Genomic DNA, 16,168 nt, shown 5'->3' with positions numbered 1-16,168 from the left:
AGTAACGACTGATGAGATCCTAGCAGCACTTGAACTAATTAATCAACGACCATTAAAAATACATCATCAACAGACTGCCATTGAAAGATTCCGGGCTTGTTCGGATTAAACTTGTAATTTGCCAATTTTATATGAAATTTCTTAGAATATTTGTAACTTTTTTCACTAATCGTTAAATTTCGCGTTTGATTAAGCGCATTCATTGCTTATAAATCAACGATTCGCTATACTGATACATAATGTGCTTGGAGGTTACCCCATGACAAAAAATGCTGAATTTATGAATGTACAAGCAGCAGATCCAGATATTATTGTCGATTTGCGTTACGCCACAACCAATAATTTTACCACCCAAGTCATCTACGATTTCACGACAGCGATTGCCCGAACTGGCACAGTTAAAAAGCTTGCCAAAGCGAGTGCGCTATTGAAGGAACAAGGATATCGACTGAAAATTTGGGATGCTTATCGCCCGGTAGCTGCGCAGGAGCGGCTGTTCGAGGTCTATCCTGATCCAACCTTCGTTGCTAAACCCAATCCGAATTTCTCGCATCAAAAAGGGGTCACTTTTGACCTAACCTTAACGGATATGGCTGGCAACGAACTAGAAATGCCAACGCCATTTGATGACTTCTCAGAAGCTGCGCACAGAGATGCGCCTCACACACCAGAACAAGAACGTAACTATAATATCTTGCACCATACGATGTCGGTAGCTGGCTTCAATGGTTATGAGAATGAGTGGTGGGATTATCGTGACTCAGATATGGATAGTTATGGTCCAGCAGCTGCGGATCCAAACGAGTATCAATTAGATTAATTGAAGACAGTAAAAAGGAGGACTACGACAGAATTTGTCGTGGTCCTCCTTTTGCTTACAGTCTACTTCATTAAACGGGCTCCATGAGGCCAACCCTTGCGCCTAACCATGAACAACACGCGAAGCAAGCTCCGCTTCCGTTGTCCACCGTTAGTGCTCAAGGTCTAATCGCCTATTGAAGGCATACTCACTGCATAAACGACTTATCCGGAATTCGGATCACGGTAAAGCGATTTGCCAACCGGCCGGCGTGCAAACCAATACCGTTCCAGAATGTCTTCTTATACGTGGTTTCCACCACACCGACCCACGCTTGTTGATAGCGACGATCCATGTACTTCACACGCTTTGTATCCCACTTGTAGGCACTCGCGGCCACATTAATCGGATGGTTACCCATCGTAATCGTTGCGTCCTCACTCGTCACCTGATAGCGTTCACCCTTGGTAAAGTATGTGTAGTGTTGAATTGGATGACGACCGTTTCCAGTCTTAACCGTGACATACACGGCAGGATCCTCCTCAGCATTTAAAACCATCGGCTCATACTGGTAGGACTCCGTTACCCGCGCTTTATCAAGCTTGGAAACATCCTGGAAGAAAGTGGCGTAACTCATCCCCCACAATCCCAACAAGAAAACGACCAGCTCAATTGCTGAAATGGTTAGATTGTGCCACGAAAAACTGCGCTTTTCCGTCACAATTAATTTCAAGCGTCGGACTCGCATATCGTGCACCATCCAAATTAAGTAGATTAGCAAAAGTAACCATAGTCCCATGCCAATCAAGTTCCAAGCTGATTTCATTGTCCCGTACCCCTTCTTACTTCATAGTATTGTCATTATAACCTATTCCAGGATTTCCGTGAACGATTAGCAAAGATTCCGCGAAATTTCTCAAAAATGAACTATACTATAGGAAATAAAGTTAAAGGGATGATTTCTGTGTGTACGAGCTTAACCCTACAAACTCAGTCTCAGCACCAGTTATTGGCACGAACAATGGATTTTCCAACAACGAGCCCTTGGCAACCCATTTATCTACCCGCCGGTGAAACCCTGCGTACGCGATTCCAGTCAAACTATTCCGCTAAATTTGCAATTCTCGGCAGCGGTCGTCTGATTGATGGCTACCGTTTAATGGGTGATGGTTTCAACACTGCCGGCCTGGCTGTGGCAGAATTATACTTCCCCAATCGAACCGTTTATCATAAGGTCCCTGTTCCCAGAAAACTAAATCTTACACCACAAGACATCATTTTATGGCTGTTGGGTAACTACCGCTCCGTTGCGGAAGTGCAAACTGCCCTTCCTAAAATTGCCTTAATTGGGGACGTCTGGTTCCGAGAAAATAAGGTGTACCCGTTCCACTGGATTATTACTGATCAAACGGGTGCAACCATGGTACTCGAGCCTACTAGTTTGACCTTGAGCCTCAAACCAGATGCCACCCAGGTACTCACTAATACCCCAGAATTAGAAAACCACATCGCCCGCCTCAACCGATTCCTGAAATTAGATCAACCCGACTTTAATGAAGTAACGATTCAAAGAAGTCGCGCTTATATCGCTAGTGACCAGGCGCTCCCAACGGGTCCTGTGCCTACAAATCGATTCATCTCCGCAGCCATCAACCGCTGGGGTCATGATTTGCCTACCACGGATTCAAATGCGGTGGCAACGCTGTTCAACACGTTGGACCAAGTCGTGATTCCCCGCGACCCAGAAAAGGTGAAACGTAGCAATCACAACTACACTCACTATGAGAGCATATTGAGTCTCACGGACCAGACCTATTATTACAAAGCGATGACAAATAACCGCTTACAGACGATTTCTTTACCCGATTTAGTCGAAAAATTTCCTAAAACACCATTTATTTTTCCAAATGACTAATTTTTTCTTCACCAGTTTTCATTTTTTAACACAATTCTAATAACCTGATATGACGGCATTTGAGGCCGTCTTTTTTATTGCCATCATAAGAATCATTACGAACTATTACAGCCATTAATCTAATAGAAAATCTCATGAAACTCTCCTGTAACGTTCAGTTGGTACACTATTAACATTGAATCAGACAAATAAAACTTAAAAACAAAAAAACGATTTGGGGAGAACTATTCTAATTATGAAAGTAAAAGCTTTAAAGTTTATCTTAACTGTTGCAGCTGTTTTGGGACTCGCACTTGTTACAAGCCACTTTCACAGTGACTCAAGCGCACAAGCAGCCACTAAGCCATCTTATTCAGAAGCTTATAAAGTTGCTAAGAAGCAATTAGGCAAGCCTTACGGATGGGGTTCTACTGGTCCATCACGTTTTGACTGTTCTGGTCTCACAAAATACGTTTTCAAAAAGGGCGCTGGTAAGACCCTTCACCGGACAGCTCAATCACAATACAACCACTACAAGAAGGTTTCTTACAAGAACATCAAGAAGGGCGACCTCGTCTTCTTCGGTGGTAGCAAGCACAGTATCTCACACGTTGGGATGTACATTGGTAACGGTAAAATGATCGATTCTCAAAATCGTGGCGTTATCGTTGAACGGGTTAAAGCACCATGGTGGAACTACGTTGGTTCTGCTCGTCCCGTTAACTTTGCTAGCTAAACCATTTAAACTGAATTTTAAAACACCATTCCAAAGCGGAATGGTGTTTTTTTGTATAACCAGATACCCCTAAATCACATCCAACGCCTGTTTACCTATTGGTGCTGGAAAATCTTGATCTAATCGTGCCAATTCTTCAGCCGTCAATTTAATTTCAGTTGCGGCAATATTAGCTGTAACGTGCTCAACTTGGCTGGCTTTCGGAATACTCAGCACATCATGATGCCGGGTGACCCAAGCTAACAAAATAGCTTGCACACTTACTTGACGCTCTTGGGCAATTTGCCGAAGCTCTGGGGAATCAATCCCCTTGCCATTTCCCGAACCGAACGGCGAGTAACCGATAAACGGAATATTATTTTCTGCCTGCCACGGCAATAAATCGAACTCAATGCCACGAGACCGCAAGTTATACAGATCCTCATTTGCGAAAACGTCCTTGCCATGAGGCAACTCTATCAATTCCTGTAGATCACTCGTGTCGAAGTTAGAAACGCCCCAATGCTTGATGAGACCTTCTGCTTGAAGTTCATACATTCCCTGCACTGTTTCCACCAACGGCGTATTCCCTCGCCAGTGCAACAGATATAAATCCAAGTAGTCAATTTTCAGTCGTTGCAGACTCTTCGTCAAGCTAGCACGCATCAAACTGGGCGTCGCATGAAACGGGTAAAATTTAGAAGTGATAAATAACTTATCCCGGTCATAGGGCTGAATTGCTTGGCCCACTAGCGTTTCCGATTTTCCTTCACCGTACATCTCCGCTGTATCAATGAAGTTAATGCCGTGCTCAAGACCGTACTGAATCGCCGTAATTTCTTGACTCGACTGACGAGCATCCCCTTCACCAATGTTCCAGGTCCCAATGCCCAGCTCACTCACCGACTCACCTTTAAAATTTAATTGCTTCATCTCAATCGCCTCCATTAAAAAAAGCGCTCGGAAGACCGAAGCGCCAATTTAGATTATGACTGTTCGACTGGAACCCGAACCAGATCATCTGCCACTAACCGTTCTGCGATTTGCACCGCATTCCATGCTGCACCCTTTAGCAGGTTGTCGGAAACCACCCACATGTTGAAGGCACCCGGATTCTCGAAGTCTGGACGAACCCGGCCGACGAACGTCTCACGCTTGCCCTCCGCCGTTAAAGGTTGTGGGTAAACTTGGTTGGCTGGATCATCCTCCAGCACAACGCCAGGGGCTTGAGTCAGCACCGCCTGAATATCCGCAGCGGTCGTTGAACGATCCGCCACTTCAAAGTAAACGGATTCGCCGTGACCCACCGCAATCGGGACCCGCACACAAGTTGCCGTGACCTTGATTTCGCCAGCATTCATGTCGTCTAGCATAATCTTCTTGGTTTCATGAATCATCTTCCATTCTTCATGAGTATAGCCGTCGTCTTCGAACACGTCAATTTGAGGAAGCAGGTTAAAGGCTAATGGATAGTGCTTTTGGTCGCCCTTAGTCGGCAAGATGGCAGCGGCCATTTCTTCGCCTTCCAAATGAGCAGCCGCTTCAGTTCGCAACTCGTTTAAAGCGGATTGACCAGCACCTGATGCAGCTTGATAGGTGGAAACAATCACTTGGACCAGGCCAAATTGTTGGCGAATGGGTGCCAACGCAACCACCATTTGGATGGTTGAACAGTTAGGATTCGCAATAATCCCATGATGACGGTAGAGCGCTTGCTCATTAACTTCCGGAATCACCAATGGCACTTCTGGATCCATCCGGAACGCACTCGTGTTGTCGACACAGACGGCCCCGTGCTTAACGGCTTCTGGTAATAGTTGCTTAGAAACTGACCCGCCGGCTGATGATAATACCAAGTCGACCCCGTTAAATGAATCTGGCGTTGCTTCTTCAATCACAACATCTTGGCCCTTAAACTGCTTAACTTGTCCCGCAGACCGGCTCGAGGCCAACAACTTAATTTCAGCTACTGGCACCGTTGAAGCCTCTAATTGTTCAATCATGCGTGTGCCCACTGCACCCGTTGCCCCTAAAATCGCCACTACATATCCTTCACTCATGTTTCCCATCTCCTCAATTTAGTTCTTAATGAACACCAATCTCAGTGCCCACAAATTCGCTCATTCTAGTCATTGCTAACTTCAAGCTTTCATCCGATGCGGCGTACGAGAAGCGGATATAGCCCTCACCACCTGCGCCAAACGCACTCCCAGGAGTACCGCCAACCAACGCTTTAGCTGCCAGCTCTTCGGCAAACTTAACGTCATCTTGACCGTAAGCCGCTGGAATCCGTGCAAAAATGTAAAAAGCACCTTGAGGGGCAACCGTTTCAATTCCCATTGCCATTAGCGCGTCCCGGATGAAGTCGCGACGGCGACGATAGCTTTCCTTAGCTTCTACCGGATCAGCATCCCCGTTTGCCAGAGCCTCGGCTGCTGCAGCCTGCGCTGGGTTTGAAGGTGCCGTCACCATAAACGCGTGCATTTTGGTAATGTTGGCCACGACTTCTGCTGGCGCTGCAACGTAACCGATTCGATATCCAGTCATCGCGTGTGACTTCGACAGTCCGTTAACCAAAATGGTTCGCTCAGGAATTTCTTTTGCAATTGAGTAATGGTCGAAATCATAAGTTAGCTCCGCGTAAATTTCATCTGAAATCGCATAGAGATGATGTTCACGAATCACTTGAGCTAAGCCCTTCACCGTTTCAACATCGTATTCAACACCAGTCGGGTTACTTGGGTAGTTTAATAACACGGCTTTTACCGCATCACCTTCGCGTTCCAGCACTTCGGTTAGGCGTTCCGGCGTCAATACAAATTGATCCGCGGAAGTATCAACCATGACGGGAATCGCCCCCGTTAAACTGATAATTGGAAAGTACAGCGCAAATGTTGGCGTTGGCACAATGACCTTATCCCCAGGATTTAGCAGTGCAAACGTCGTAGCCGTCAGCGCCTCGGTAGCACCCACCGTCACTACAATTTCGGTTTCCGGATCATAGGTTAACTCCTGCGACCGTTCCAGATAACCACTAATGGCGTTACGAAGTGCAAGCGTCCCACGTTGAGCTGAGTAGTGAGAATCATTCTGCACGATGCTGGTCACTGCCGCCGCTTTAATGTGTTCCGGGGTATTCAAGTCCGGTTCCCCAATCGTCAATTTGACAATCCCGGGAATCTTCGAAATTTTTTGATCGAACGCCCGAATTCCCGACGCTTCTACTTCCGTCAGCCGTTGGTTCACGACTGGCCGTAACTCACTTGCTAAATTTGGCATTTGCTGCACTTCCCTTTCTCTTATAACACGTTCTCTAAGCCCACCACGAGCTGATCAAGCGCGCTTACCTTTTCAACGGCGACCTTCACGCCGGTCATGAATGATTCACGGTCAAACGAGTCCTGCCGAATCGTCAATGCTTCCCCGGCACCGCCGAAAAGCACTTGCTCGTGGGCAACGTAGCCGGGAAGACGAACGGCGTGGACACGGATGCCATTGAGGTCACCACCTCGCGCACCTGGGACCGTTTCAACTTCGTTTGGATTGCCTTGTTGATGCGGTTCACGGACCTGATTTATCAACTTAGCGGTGTTCAACGCCGTTCCGGATGGCGCGTCTTTCTTGTTATCGTGATGCATTTCAATGATTTCAACATCAGGGAAATAGGCGGCGGCTTCCTTGGCGAATTTCATCAAGAGTACCGCCGATAACCCGAAGTTGGGGGCAATCAACCCCCCTAACCGTTGCGTAGCAGCTTGAGCTTGTAACTCGGCCACCTGTGCATCGGTCAATCCCGTCGTCCCGACCACCGGGTGCATTCCGTGCGCAATTGCAAATTTCGTGTTTTCGTACACCGCACTGGGAAGGGTGAAATCAATCCAAATGGTCGCATTCGTTTCAATGGCTGCTAGCGATTCAAAAACCTGCACGTTGACCGGTAAATTAAAATCGGTGGGATTCGTTGATGGTAGGTCTGGTGCGTAAACGGCAGTTAACTCAAAACCGCTCATTTGCGAAATTAAATTGACCGCTTTCTGACCCATCGCCCCGGTAAATCCGGCGATTAACACGTTGGTCATAGTCGAACCCCCGTCTCCTGGGCTAAGGCATCAGCTTCAAGACCCAATCGGAGTGCCAAGGTTTGTTTTTCAGTGGCATCCAGTGCCAGGATTGGCAACCGACAATCGCCCACCGCGTAGCCTTGCGCATTTAACACGGCCTTGACGGGTGCGGGCGAAGGGTACATGAATAACGCTTGCATCTTTGGCGTTAGCTCCCTTTGTAAACGACCAGCTTCCGCAACGTTGCCAGCCGTTAGAGCGTCGTACATCGCCCGCATTTCGGTGCCGTAAACGTGGGCAGCAACCGAAATGATGCCGGCGCCACCGACCGTTTTAATCGCCAACGCTTGAGGATCTTCTCCACTATAGACGGCAAATTCTGAGTCCGTTTGCTCGATTAGTGCTTCAATATCTTCTAATGATGTACACTGCTTAACGCCCGCGATCATCGGATTTTGCGATAAGGTGACAACTGTTTCGTTGCTCATCGTTACGCCAGTTCGGCCCGGAATGTTATACATAATGATTGGCTTTTCGGTTTGAGCGGCTACCGCCTCAAAATGCGCAATCATACCGCGTTGGTTAGGCTTGTTGTAGTAAGGTACGACGACTAAGGCCATGTCGATCCCATCAATTTGGGTCACGGTGCGAGTAAATGCCACCGTTTCCCGGGTATTATTGCTTCCAGTTCCAGCAATCACAGGAACTCGGCCAGCAACGATTTGAGCAAAACGCCGGTAGAGTTCTAATTTTTCCGCCTCAGTCAGCGTTGGGGTTTCACCCGTCGTGCCACCAATGACGAAACCACGGCTACCCGTTTCAATTAAATGGTTGGTTAAGCGTTCTAGTGCGTCATAGTTAATCTGATCATTTTCATCAAACGGGGTAATAATCGCGGTGATGATATCTGCATTTTCAAGAGTTGTCATATGAATCACTTCTTCCTAGTTATTTAATGAAGCATTCTGTAGGTCATGAAACCGGTAATGGCATCGACGCCTGCTTGGATGGCACTTTCATCTGGGGTCAGTGTAGCGGAATGTAACTGTGCGTCATCCCCTACGCCTAGCCAAAACATGGTACCCGGGATTTTGGAAAGCAAGTAACCAAAATCCTCACCAGTCATGGCCGGTGCCGTTTCAATAAACTCAATTGACTCATTTTCCTTCATATAGTTAATGAAGTTTGCCGTTAGTGCTGGATCATTTTCAACAGGTAAGTAACCACCCTGATTAAGGGAGACTGTCACTTCAGCGTTAAAGCTCCTGGCGATTCCCGCAGCCACATCGCGGATACGGTCATCAATGTGTTCAATCATTGTCTGAGTCAGACCCCGAATGGTCCCTTCAATGTGAGCCGTCTCGGCAATCACGTTACGAATGGTACCAGCTTCGAGTTTGCCTAGGGTAATCACGCCACCTTCAATAGGATCAACATTACGAGAAACAATGGTCTGAATTTGACTAATGAAGGCTGCCGCCGCAACCACCATGTCGTTGGCGTCCTGTGGATAAGCGGCATGGCCACCTTTACCAGTGAAGTCAACATTGACTTCAGTAGTCCCAGCAAACAAGGTGCCCATGCGGCAACCAATTGCGCCAGCTGGCAAGTCGGGATTATCGTGCAACCCGTAAAACTCATCCGGTCGCCAGTCGGCTTCAAATGCGTTCATCTCGTAAGCCAACTTACCGCCATTTTCGCTTTCTTCAGCAGGCTGGAAAAAGAAAATCAGGTTATCTTGCGGTTGGTGTTCAGCAAAGTAACTCAGCACCCCAAGCGCAACAGCCATATGAACATCATGTCCACAAGCATGCATGATTCCTGGATTCTGAGAGGCGTAAGCCAAACCAGTTGCCTCGGTTACGGGCAGCGCATCGATATCCGTTCGATAACCAATAGTCCGTTGTGGGGCTGAACCGGTGACCCGAATTAAGATCGCGGTGGGCAGCTCGGGCAACGTCCGGACTTGCAAGTGCGTCTGATTAAAATCAGCAATAATGGTTAGTAATCGTTCATGCGTTTCGGTTTCGTGCAAAGCGAGTTCGGGGTGCTGATGCAACTCCCGTCGAATCGTAATTAAGTCAGTTTCAGTTAACACAGCCATCTCATCACAACTTTCTTAAATCATCTTCAAGGCCAGTTTTGGAATTGGTTTGCGCATCGACATCTTTGATGTAGCGTGCGGGAACCCCAGCCACAACAGTGTGGGGCGCGACGTCTTGGGTAACAACTGCGCCGGCAGCAACCACCGCACCTTCACCAACTTGAACGCCTTCGATAACCACGGCGTTGGCACCAATCAAGACATCATCGCCTACTCGTACGGGTTCAGCAGAAGCTGGTTCAACCACCCCAGCCAAAACTGTTCCGGCGCCAATATGCGCGTGCTTACCAACAATAGCCCGGCCACCAAGTACGGCACCCATATCAATCATGGTTTCTTCGCCGATTTCAGCACCGATGTTGATTAAGGCCCCCATCATGATGACGGCGTTGTCACCGATTACGACTTGATCACGAATGATGGCACCAGGTTCAATGCGAGCGTTGATTGATTTCAAGTCCAGCAATGGTACCGCAGAGTTACGAGCATCGTTTTCAACTTCAAAGTCGGTAATCCCGTCGGCATTTTGGATAAGGAACGGATTAACGTCCTGCCAATCGCCGAATAAGACGCCCGTTTTAGTTTCGATGAAGGCCTTGATGGTCTCGGGAACTACTAAATCAGCAAGCTCACCCTTAATTGTCACCTTCACCGGGGTCTTCTTTTCTGCGTTGCCTATAAAATCAATAATTACTTGTGCGTCTAGTTTTGTCATCGTCTCTCACCCTTTGCCAAAAATTTATACAAAAAAGGACCCATTTGCTTGCGCTTAAACAAACAAATGGGTCCCCCAGAATTATCATTAATTATCAGGTCTCATTGTGTCGAAAGCGCCCCGCGAGCGCTATTTGCTCGCGACAGTCCGTGACTTATTCAATCACGTCCCAGCTAACCAGCCACTGCATTGACTAGCGCTTCGGCAACCGCCCCTTTTAACTGATTTCTGCGTTCTTGCAGGAACTCCATCAGCCACTCATGTTGGTTGCAACCTCTTCGATATGTTCTAAAGTCTATTATTCTTTTATGAGAGTGTCAAGAGAATATTATAATTTCCTCACAAAAAATAGTTTCTTCCTTAAAGGCCACCAAATCAGGAATCAAATTCAAGAAATTACGCTTGCATCAAAAAATCAGGATGTTAGAATGCAAGCTAAATTATAAATCTCATAATTATCTAATTTTGAGAACTGAAAGAAGTGGACCTTATCCATGAAAGTCATTAAGTTCGGCGGTAGCTCACTCGCAGCTGGTCAGCCCTTTCAAAACGCTATTGATATCATTAACGCTGACCCAGATCGTCAGGTTATCGTGACCTCCGCACCAGGCAAACGTCATTCTGATGATACGAAGGTAACCGACCTTTTGGTTAAATATGCAAAATTGACCATTGAACAACAATCCACTGCCGAAGTCGTAACAACCATTTTTAAACGCTACCTCGATATTGCCACTTATTTTGGTCTTGAAGCAGCGCAAATTAGCTTCATTAAAAACGCGTTACACCAACTGCCAGAAGTAACTTACCCAGATAATCACTACTTAATGGCCGCCTTTATGGCCCACGGTGAACGACTCAATGCTCGTTTGATGGCAACCATTTTGACCCATTTAGGCGTGCAAGCCCGTTATGTCGATCCCAAGGAAGCTGGCCTATTGGTTTCTGACGAGCCCAACAATGCTTCTGTCTTGCCAGTCACTTACGACAACTTGGCCCGACGCTCATTTTCGCCAACGGAAAAACTAGTTTTCCCAGGCTTCTTCGGTTTCACCGAATCTGGTCAAATCGCGACCTTTTCTCGTGGTGGCTCTGATATTACGGGTGCCATTTTAGCCCGTGGTTTGCGTGCGGATCTTTACGAAAACTTCACTGATGTAGACGCCATTTGTGCGGCGGATCCCCGCATCATTCCGGATCCCTTAGCTATTTCAATGATGACTTACCGGGAAATGCGGGAACTCTCTTACGCTGGCTTTTCAGTCTTCCACGACGAAGCCATCATCCCTGCCATCGAAGGCAATATTCCCATAAACGTCAAGAACACCAACCACCCCGATTTGCCTGGAACACTAATTGTTCCTGACGCCGGTTTCGAGCCCACCCGCACAATCACCGGGGTCGCCAGTTCCAACCGGTTTGCCGCCTTATATCTACACCGTTACCTGCTCAACAAAGAAGTCGGATTTACACTGAAATTGCTGCAAATTCTCTATAAGTACAACGTTTCTTATGAGCACATGCCAAGTGGAATCGATGATTTAACCGTCATTTTTGATAAATCTCAACTCAACGACGTGACCATCAAGGACATGTTGGCCGATATCCGACAAACCTTGCAACCTGACACTTTGGAGTGGATTGACGACTATGCCCTCATCATGGTGGTCGGCGAAGGCATGCGTGAACATGTTGGCGTTATCGACAAAATTTTGGCACCGTTGGCTGATAATCAGATTGGCGTCCACATGGTCAACCAAGGCGCTTCGCGAATTTCAATCATGCTGGGCACCCGTCAATCTGATGCGGCTGAGGCCGTTAAACAAATTTACTATCAATTCTTCATCCAAGAACACCTACTCATTTCGTAAAAGGAGGCCATCTCATGGCACAACTCACCAAAGTTCACGGTTCTCAAAATCAATTTTTCTTGCTAGATCAAACCACACTTAGCACAGCACTTACCGACGACGAACTAATCACCCTTAGTCGCCAAATCACCGATCCCAATACCGGTATTTTAGGTGGGGCAGATGGCTTATTGGTTGTTAACGATTCTCAACACGACGAAACACTCGGGCAAATGCGCGTCATCAACGCCGACGGAAGTGAGGCTTCAATGTGTGGCAATGGACTGCGAACCGTTGCCCGCTACTTAGCTGAAAAGCATGACGAAACCCACTTTGCCGTTGAAACACTAACTGCTGACTTAGCCGTCAGTGCCGAAGGAGAATTTGCCCCAGGAGTTCCTGCGTACAGCGTGGAAATTTCACCAGTTCGGTTCAATCGTGAAGCCTTGCCTTTCGAGAATCTTGGCACTGAGACGTTAATTGACGAAGCCGTTCCGGCCTTCATCCCTGACCTAACGTTTACCTCAGTGGCGGTCCCCAATCCTCACCTCATCAGTTTCGTAAGTGCAGCGGTGTTGAACAGTGATGCACTTGCTAAACTCGGGACCGAATTAAACGGAACCAATCCTTACTTCCCTGATGGCGTCAACGTCAACTTTGCAGAGATTCTGGGCCATAATGAATTGTTCGTTCGGACGTTTGAACGGGGCGTTGGCTTTACAAATGCTTGTGGCACTGGAATGTCCGCCACTAGTTTAGCCTTCGCCATGACCCATCCAGAAGCTGCTGACTTTGAAACGCCAATGACGATTTACAATCCTGGCGGTAAGGTCCAGACTAAGGTCCACCACACCGATTCACAGTACTGGATTGATTTAGTGGGTAACGCAACCGAAACCCATCATATCGAAGTCGCCGAATCAGCGCTTCATCAAGCTAACGTCACGGCTGAGACGACTGCCATTACGGCAACTGATGAGGAAGCAGCTTATCAAGAATTCGTGGCAGGCTTACCAAGGGTGTCAGAATTGCAACTTTAGTATTAATATGCATCTATTTATGAATATTAATACAAAAAACAAACACTTCTCAAACTTTTCGAGAGGTGTTTGTTTTTATTTTTTAACCCTGTTTCTTCAAATAATCTCTAACTTCATCCACATACCCATACTTCTCGTTCAATTCCGCCAGCAGCGGTACATCATGAGTGTGCGTTCTGCCTGTTTCGCGCAGTTCCTTATATAGCTCAAAATAAGGTAAGTGAACGGTCTTCGCTAAATTCAACTCAGTTTCAACGTCATAAGCGACCTTACGAAATTCAACTTCGATAGTACCGTCGCCCAAAGTCAGCATAACGTACTGAGCACGTAAATCCGCCCACAATTTCGGCCAAAAATCGAACGGCTGGCCAATTGACCCCGGGTTAATAATCAACTGTCCCTTAGTCGAATAGGTCATAAGTGGTTGGTGAATGTGGCCATAAACCGCCACATCGAGGTCACTATCAAATTCAAATAACTGATCAAAGTTCTGCTGACCATTCGTCGGAAATAGCTCACGACCATTATTTTTGTTAGGTAAATTGTGTGATAACCCAAACCGTAATCCGTTCGACTCTAACGTTTGTGAAATCGGTAATTGCGCCATTTTATCAACGTCTGATTGTCGTAACTGTCGATCCAGCCGTTGGGCAATTCGCGCAAAATGAACATCCCCAGGATCAGTTAAATTCACGTCACCTGATAAATATTGCAGATAAGAATCTTCCCAATTGCCCCTCAGCCAAACGGTTGGCTGGAGTCCCGTAATAAGGTCAAACAAGTCAGCTGAGCCTGGCCCGGGCAAAATCAAATCGCCTAAAAACCAGTATTCATCCGTACCCTGTTTGATACTATCCGCAATGACTGCCTTTAGTGCGGTGACATCTCCGTGAACATCCGATAAAACCGCGACTTTCTTTTGCATCAAAACCGTCCTCTCAACTTAATAGCGACTGAACCACTCGTCCATGTCCTTGATTCGTTGCAATCTCAAATTAGGAAAGCCGTCCCGTGACACGCCGTGGAAAGCTTGTGGGTAGCGGATGAAATCGACATCCGTGCCCGTTTGCTTAACGGCGGTATAGAACTCTTCGCTTTGGCCGATTGGGCAACGCATGTCCCATTCACCATGCAACAAGCGCAATGGCGTTTTGACATTGTGAGCATAGGCCAAAGGCGACATCTTCCAATACTTTTCCACGCCGCCTTCTTCAAATAGATCGGCCCGTAACTCTTGACGGTTAAAGTAGAAACCAATGTCCGAGTAACCATACATACTAATCCAGTTCGTGACGCTCCGTTGCGCAACTGCCGCGTTGAAACGATCCGTGTGACCGACCGTCCAAGTGGTCATGAAACCACCATAGGAACCACCGGCAATGTACTGGTGATCAGCATCTAATTCTGGGAAATGTTCAAGTGCGTAATCTAAACCACTCATCACATCACTAAAATCGCGTTCGCCATAGTGACCCGTCACATCATCCACAAAATCTTGACCATAAGTGGTTGAGCCCCGGGGATTCACAAACACAACACCATAACCCAGCGTTGTGTAAACCTGAAATTCATAGAAGAAACTCTCGCCATAAGCGGCGTGAGGACCACCATGAACGTAAAGTAAGACGGGATTCTTCGCCTTAGGATTGTGCGGTGGTAAGTACCAACCTTCAAGCGCTTGACCATCGCTAGCACGATAGTCAAAGTGCTTTGGCGAACTATACGTATGTTGCCGCTCGTAATCCGCATTAGGATTGAAAAGTGAGGTTTCAGCTCCAGTCGTCAAGTCCAGTTCCACCAATTCATTTGGTTGATCTTGTTTAGAAACGGAAAGGACAACCTTATTCGGTCCCGCTACCGCAAAGTCATAAACTTCGCGTGGCTGGTCATCCACGAGCTTTACGCCGGATTCATCCCCCGTGTACATCTGGCTACGGCCATGATGTAAGGCCGTGAAAACGTAACGGTTATTATCGAGCCAGTAAACGCCCTTTTCCTTTCGGTTTTGCGCAAAATCGGTTGCCAATTCACCAACGTAACCAACGTGTACCGTATCCTCAGCATGCGTCAGATTAGTGAGCTTATCACTCGCAAATTCGTATACCCAAAGGTTATCCACGGTGTGACTGCCCACCTTTAAGTCATTTCCGATGAGCGCCAACTTTTGGCCGTCGGGTGAGAAACTAGCGTCGTAGAAACAGCCACCAGCAACACTTTCCGTAACCCATTTTTCACTCGCCTGGGTAACATCGTAAGCATAAACCCCATTAGTCATATCATGATCCGTATCCAAATCAGGTTGAGTTGGTCGAGTGTAAAGCACGAAATCACCGCCAAGATCGACGTCAGTAAGTGCAACTGGGTGCTCTCCAGTAAAGACCAGTGTTACCTTTCCAGAAGCCACATCGAGTGAATTAAGGGCGTATTTGGCGTCATTAGGGAACCAGCCATAGCCGTCCATATGACTAAAAAGTTTGGTGACGTGCCGCGTTTGTGGTTTATCAACCGTTTTAAACTTGGGTTCTTCATCGGTGCTCAGCGTCGTGAAGAAGACCGTTGAACCGTCACCAGAAGCCAAAACTTGCTGAACCTTCGCTTTGCCACTCGTCACTTGAACTGCGGTACCGCCATCAAGTGGCATCCTGAATAATTGTGGGGTCTTCTTTTCGTCACTCGTTTGCCCAATGTAAAACAGAGCATTCGGCGTCAATGTCGGCTGTAGGTTCACACCATTCGTTGCCCAAGCGCGATATTCGCCCTTATCAGACACACTACTGATTTTTGCCGTGTAGCCGTTTTTAGCTTCATCCGCTTGGTTCTCAACGAAGAAGGTTAGCTCATTGCCGTGGGTCACCTGTGTCAGTGACATTAATTTGAACAAGTCCTCTACGACGACGCCTTGTTCCGCTTTCTTTACCTGATTTGCCATGAAATAACCATCCTTTCGATGCACCAAAACGAGCCGGTGAACCGCCTCGTTTTAGTAGATT

15 protein-coding genes, 1 pseudogene and 1 riboswitch are annotated in these 16,168 nt (G+C 47.2%); of the genes and pseudogenes, 6 read left to right on the top strand and 10 right to left on the bottom strand.

What is annotated here, in order from left to right:
- Positions 1-109: pseudogene (locus LOSG293_RS05460) on the top strand (IS30 family transposase); the annotation flags it as partial.
- Positions 110-259: 150 nt separating this feature from the next.
- Positions 260-820, top strand: coding sequence for a M15 family metallopeptidase (locus LOSG293_RS05455; protein ID WP_034527969.1), 561 nt, complete (start codon positions 260-262; stop codon positions 818-820).
- 187 nt (positions 821-1,007) lie between these two features.
- On the opposite strand, the gene LOSG293_RS05450 is transcribed toward LOSG293_RS05455, so the two are convergent.
- Positions 1,008-1,625 (bottom strand): LVIS_2131 family protein, encoded by a 618-nt coding sequence (locus LOSG293_RS05450; RefSeq protein ID WP_034527966.1) that lies wholly within the window; start codon positions 1,623-1,625, stop codon positions 1,008-1,010.
- A gap of 96 nt (positions 1,626-1,721) precedes the next feature.
- Between LOSG293_RS05450 and LOSG293_RS05445 the strand changes: the two genes are divergently transcribed.
- Both LOSG293_RS05445 and LOSG293_RS05440 read left to right on the top strand, forming a co-directional pair.
- A complete protein-coding gene (locus LOSG293_RS05445) occupies positions 1,722-2,714 on the top strand; it encodes a linear amide C-N hydrolase (RefSeq protein WP_081919906.1) in 993 nt (330 codons plus the stop codon).
- Positions 2,715-2,949: 235 nt separating this feature from the next.
- Complete coding sequence (locus LOSG293_RS05440) at positions 2,950-3,429, top strand: C40 family peptidase (RefSeq protein ID WP_034527964.1); 480 nt, start codon at positions 2,950-2,952, stop codon at positions 3,427-3,429.
- 69 nt (positions 3,430-3,498) lie between these two features.
- On the opposite strand, the gene LOSG293_RS05435 is transcribed toward LOSG293_RS05440, so the two are convergent.
- The 7 genes from LOSG293_RS05435 to dapD are packed head-to-tail and all read right to left on the bottom strand — an operon-like array spanning position 3,499 to position 10,288.
- Positions 3,499-4,341 (bottom strand): aldo/keto reductase, encoded by an 843-nt coding sequence (locus tag LOSG293_RS05435; protein ID WP_034527962.1) that lies wholly within the window; start codon positions 4,339-4,341, stop codon positions 3,499-3,501.
- 53 nt (positions 4,342-4,394) lie between these two features.
- The gene (locus LOSG293_RS05430) at positions 4,395-5,468 is read right to left on the bottom strand and encodes an aspartate-semialdehyde dehydrogenase (protein ID WP_034527959.1); all 1,074 of its coding nucleotides are present in this window, start codon (positions 5,466-5,468) and stop codon (positions 4,395-4,397) included.
- Between the two features lie 25 nt (positions 5,469-5,493).
- Positions 5,494-6,687 (bottom strand): aminotransferase class I/II-fold pyridoxal phosphate-dependent enzyme, encoded by a 1,194-nt coding sequence (locus LOSG293_RS05425; protein ID WP_034527957.1) that lies wholly within the window; start codon positions 6,685-6,687, stop codon positions 5,494-5,496.
- Positions 6,688-6,707: 20 nt separating this feature from the next.
- On the bottom strand, positions 6,708-7,487 hold the full coding sequence (dapB, locus tag LOSG293_RS05420) for a 4-hydroxy-tetrahydrodipicolinate reductase (protein ID WP_034527955.1): 780 nt from the start codon (positions 7,485-7,487) through the stop codon (positions 6,708-6,710).
- A complete protein-coding gene (dapA, locus tag LOSG293_RS05415) occupies positions 7,484-8,398 on the bottom strand; it encodes a 4-hydroxy-tetrahydrodipicolinate synthase (protein WP_034527953.1) in 915 nt (304 codons plus the stop codon). Before dapA ends, dapB begins: the two co-directional genes overlap by 4 nt.
- 23 nt (positions 8,399-8,421) lie before the next feature.
- Positions 8,422-9,573: an N-acetyldiaminopimelate deacetylase gene (locus LOSG293_RS05410; RefSeq protein ID WP_034527951.1), complete on the bottom strand. Its 1,152-nt coding sequence runs from the start codon at positions 9,571-9,573 to the stop codon at positions 8,422-8,424.
- 4 nt (positions 9,574-9,577) lie between these two features.
- Positions 9,578-10,288 carry a 2,3,4,5-tetrahydropyridine-2,6-dicarboxylate N-acetyltransferase gene (gene dapD / locus LOSG293_RS05405; RefSeq protein ID WP_034527949.1) on the bottom strand — a complete coding sequence of 237 codons (711 nt, stop codon included), beginning with the start codon at positions 10,286-10,288 and terminating at the stop codon, positions 9,578-9,580.
- Positions 10,289-10,392: 104 nt separating this feature from the next.
- Positions 10,393-10,575: riboswitch (Lysine riboswitch) on the bottom strand.
- 207 nt (positions 10,576-10,782) lie between these two features.
- On the opposite strand from dapD, the gene LOSG293_RS05400 reads away from it, so the two are divergent.
- Positions 10,783-12,159 (top strand): aspartate kinase, encoded by a 1,377-nt coding sequence (locus LOSG293_RS05400; RefSeq protein WP_034527947.1) that lies wholly within the window; start codon positions 10,783-10,785, stop codon positions 12,157-12,159.
- Positions 12,160-12,173: 14 nt separating this feature from the next.
- Positions 12,174-13,178, top strand: coding sequence for a diaminopimelate epimerase (dapF, locus tag LOSG293_RS05395; protein ID WP_034527945.1), 1,005 nt, complete (start codon positions 12,174-12,176; stop codon positions 13,176-13,178).
- An 82-nt stretch (positions 13,179-13,260) separates the two neighbouring features.
- On the opposite strand, the gene LOSG293_RS05390 is transcribed toward dapF, so the two are convergent.
- Both LOSG293_RS05390 and LOSG293_RS05385 read right to left on the bottom strand, forming a co-directional pair.
- Positions 13,261-14,103 carry a metallophosphoesterase family protein gene (locus LOSG293_RS05390; protein ID WP_034527943.1) on the bottom strand — a complete coding sequence of 281 codons (843 nt, stop codon included), beginning with the start codon at positions 14,101-14,103 and terminating at the stop codon, positions 13,261-13,263.
- 18 nt (positions 14,104-14,121) lie between these two features.
- Entirely contained in the window at positions 14,122-16,107 is a 1,986-nt protein-coding gene (locus LOSG293_RS05385) for a S9 family peptidase (protein WP_034527942.1), read from the bottom strand.
- Positions 16,108-16,168 lie beyond the last annotated feature (61 nt).

It is taken from the genome of Secundilactobacillus oryzae JCM 18671 (assembly GCF_000740055.1).
Lineage (GTDB): Bacteria > Bacillota > Bacilli > Lactobacillales > Lactobacillaceae > Secundilactobacillus > Secundilactobacillus oryzae.
This window is presented reverse-complemented; position numbering and strand designations above follow the sequence as displayed.

What these genes read in the sequence shown, in the direction of transcription:
- LOSG293_RS05440 (WP_034527964.1), top strand. Translation starts at nt 2,950, where the DNA reads ATGAAAGTAAAAGCTTTAAAGTTTATCTTAACTGTTGCAGCTGTTTTG.
- dapB (WP_034527955.1), bottom strand. Translation starts at nt 7,487, where the DNA reads ATGACCAACGTGTTAATCGCCGGATTTACCGGGGCGATGGGTCAGAAA.
- LOSG293_RS05425 (WP_034527957.1), bottom strand. Translation starts at nt 6,687, where the DNA reads ATGCCAAATTTAGCAAGTGAGTTACGGCCAGTCGTGAACCAACGGCTG.
- LOSG293_RS05385 (WP_034527942.1), bottom strand. Translation starts at nt 16,107, where the DNA reads ATGGCAAATCAGGTAAAGAAAGCGGAACAAGGCGTCGTCGTAGAGGAC.
- dapD (WP_034527949.1), bottom strand. Translation starts at nt 10,288, where the DNA reads ATGACAAAACTAGACGCACAAGTAATTATTGATTTTATAGGCAACGCA.
- LOSG293_RS05430 (WP_034527959.1), bottom strand. Translation starts at nt 5,468, where the DNA reads ATGAGTGAAGGATATGTAGTGGCGATTTTAGGGGCAACGGGTGCAGTG.
- LOSG293_RS05450 (WP_034527966.1), bottom strand. Translation starts at nt 1,625, where the DNA reads ATGAAATCAGCTTGGAACTTGATTGGCATGGGACTATGGTTACTTTTG.
- dapA (WP_034527953.1), bottom strand. Translation starts at nt 8,398, where the DNA reads ATGACAACTCTTGAAAATGCAGATATCATCACCGCGATTATTACCCCG.
- LOSG293_RS05410 (WP_034527951.1), bottom strand. Translation starts at nt 9,573, where the DNA reads ATGGCTGTGTTAACTGAAACTGACTTAATTACGATTCGACGGGAGTTG.
- dapF (WP_034527945.1), top strand. Translation starts at nt 12,174, where the DNA reads ATGGCACAACTCACCAAAGTTCACGGTTCTCAAAATCAATTTTTCTTG.
- LOSG293_RS05455 (WP_034527969.1), top strand. Translation starts at nt 260, where the DNA reads ATGACAAAAAATGCTGAATTTATGAATGTACAAGCAGCAGATCCAGAT.
- LOSG293_RS05445 (WP_081919906.1), top strand. Translation starts at nt 1,722, where the DNA reads ATGAACTATACTATAGGAAATAAAGTTAAAGGGATGATTTCTGTGTGT.
- LOSG293_RS05435 (WP_034527962.1), bottom strand. Translation starts at nt 4,341, where the DNA reads ATGAAGCAATTAAATTTTAAAGGTGAGTCGGTGAGTGAGCTGGGCATT.
- LOSG293_RS05400 (WP_034527947.1), top strand. Translation starts at nt 10,783, where the DNA reads ATGAAAGTCATTAAGTTCGGCGGTAGCTCACTCGCAGCTGGTCAGCCC.
- LOSG293_RS05390 (WP_034527943.1), bottom strand. Translation starts at nt 14,103, where the DNA reads ATGCAAAAGAAAGTCGCGGTTTTATCGGATGTTCACGGAGATGTCACC.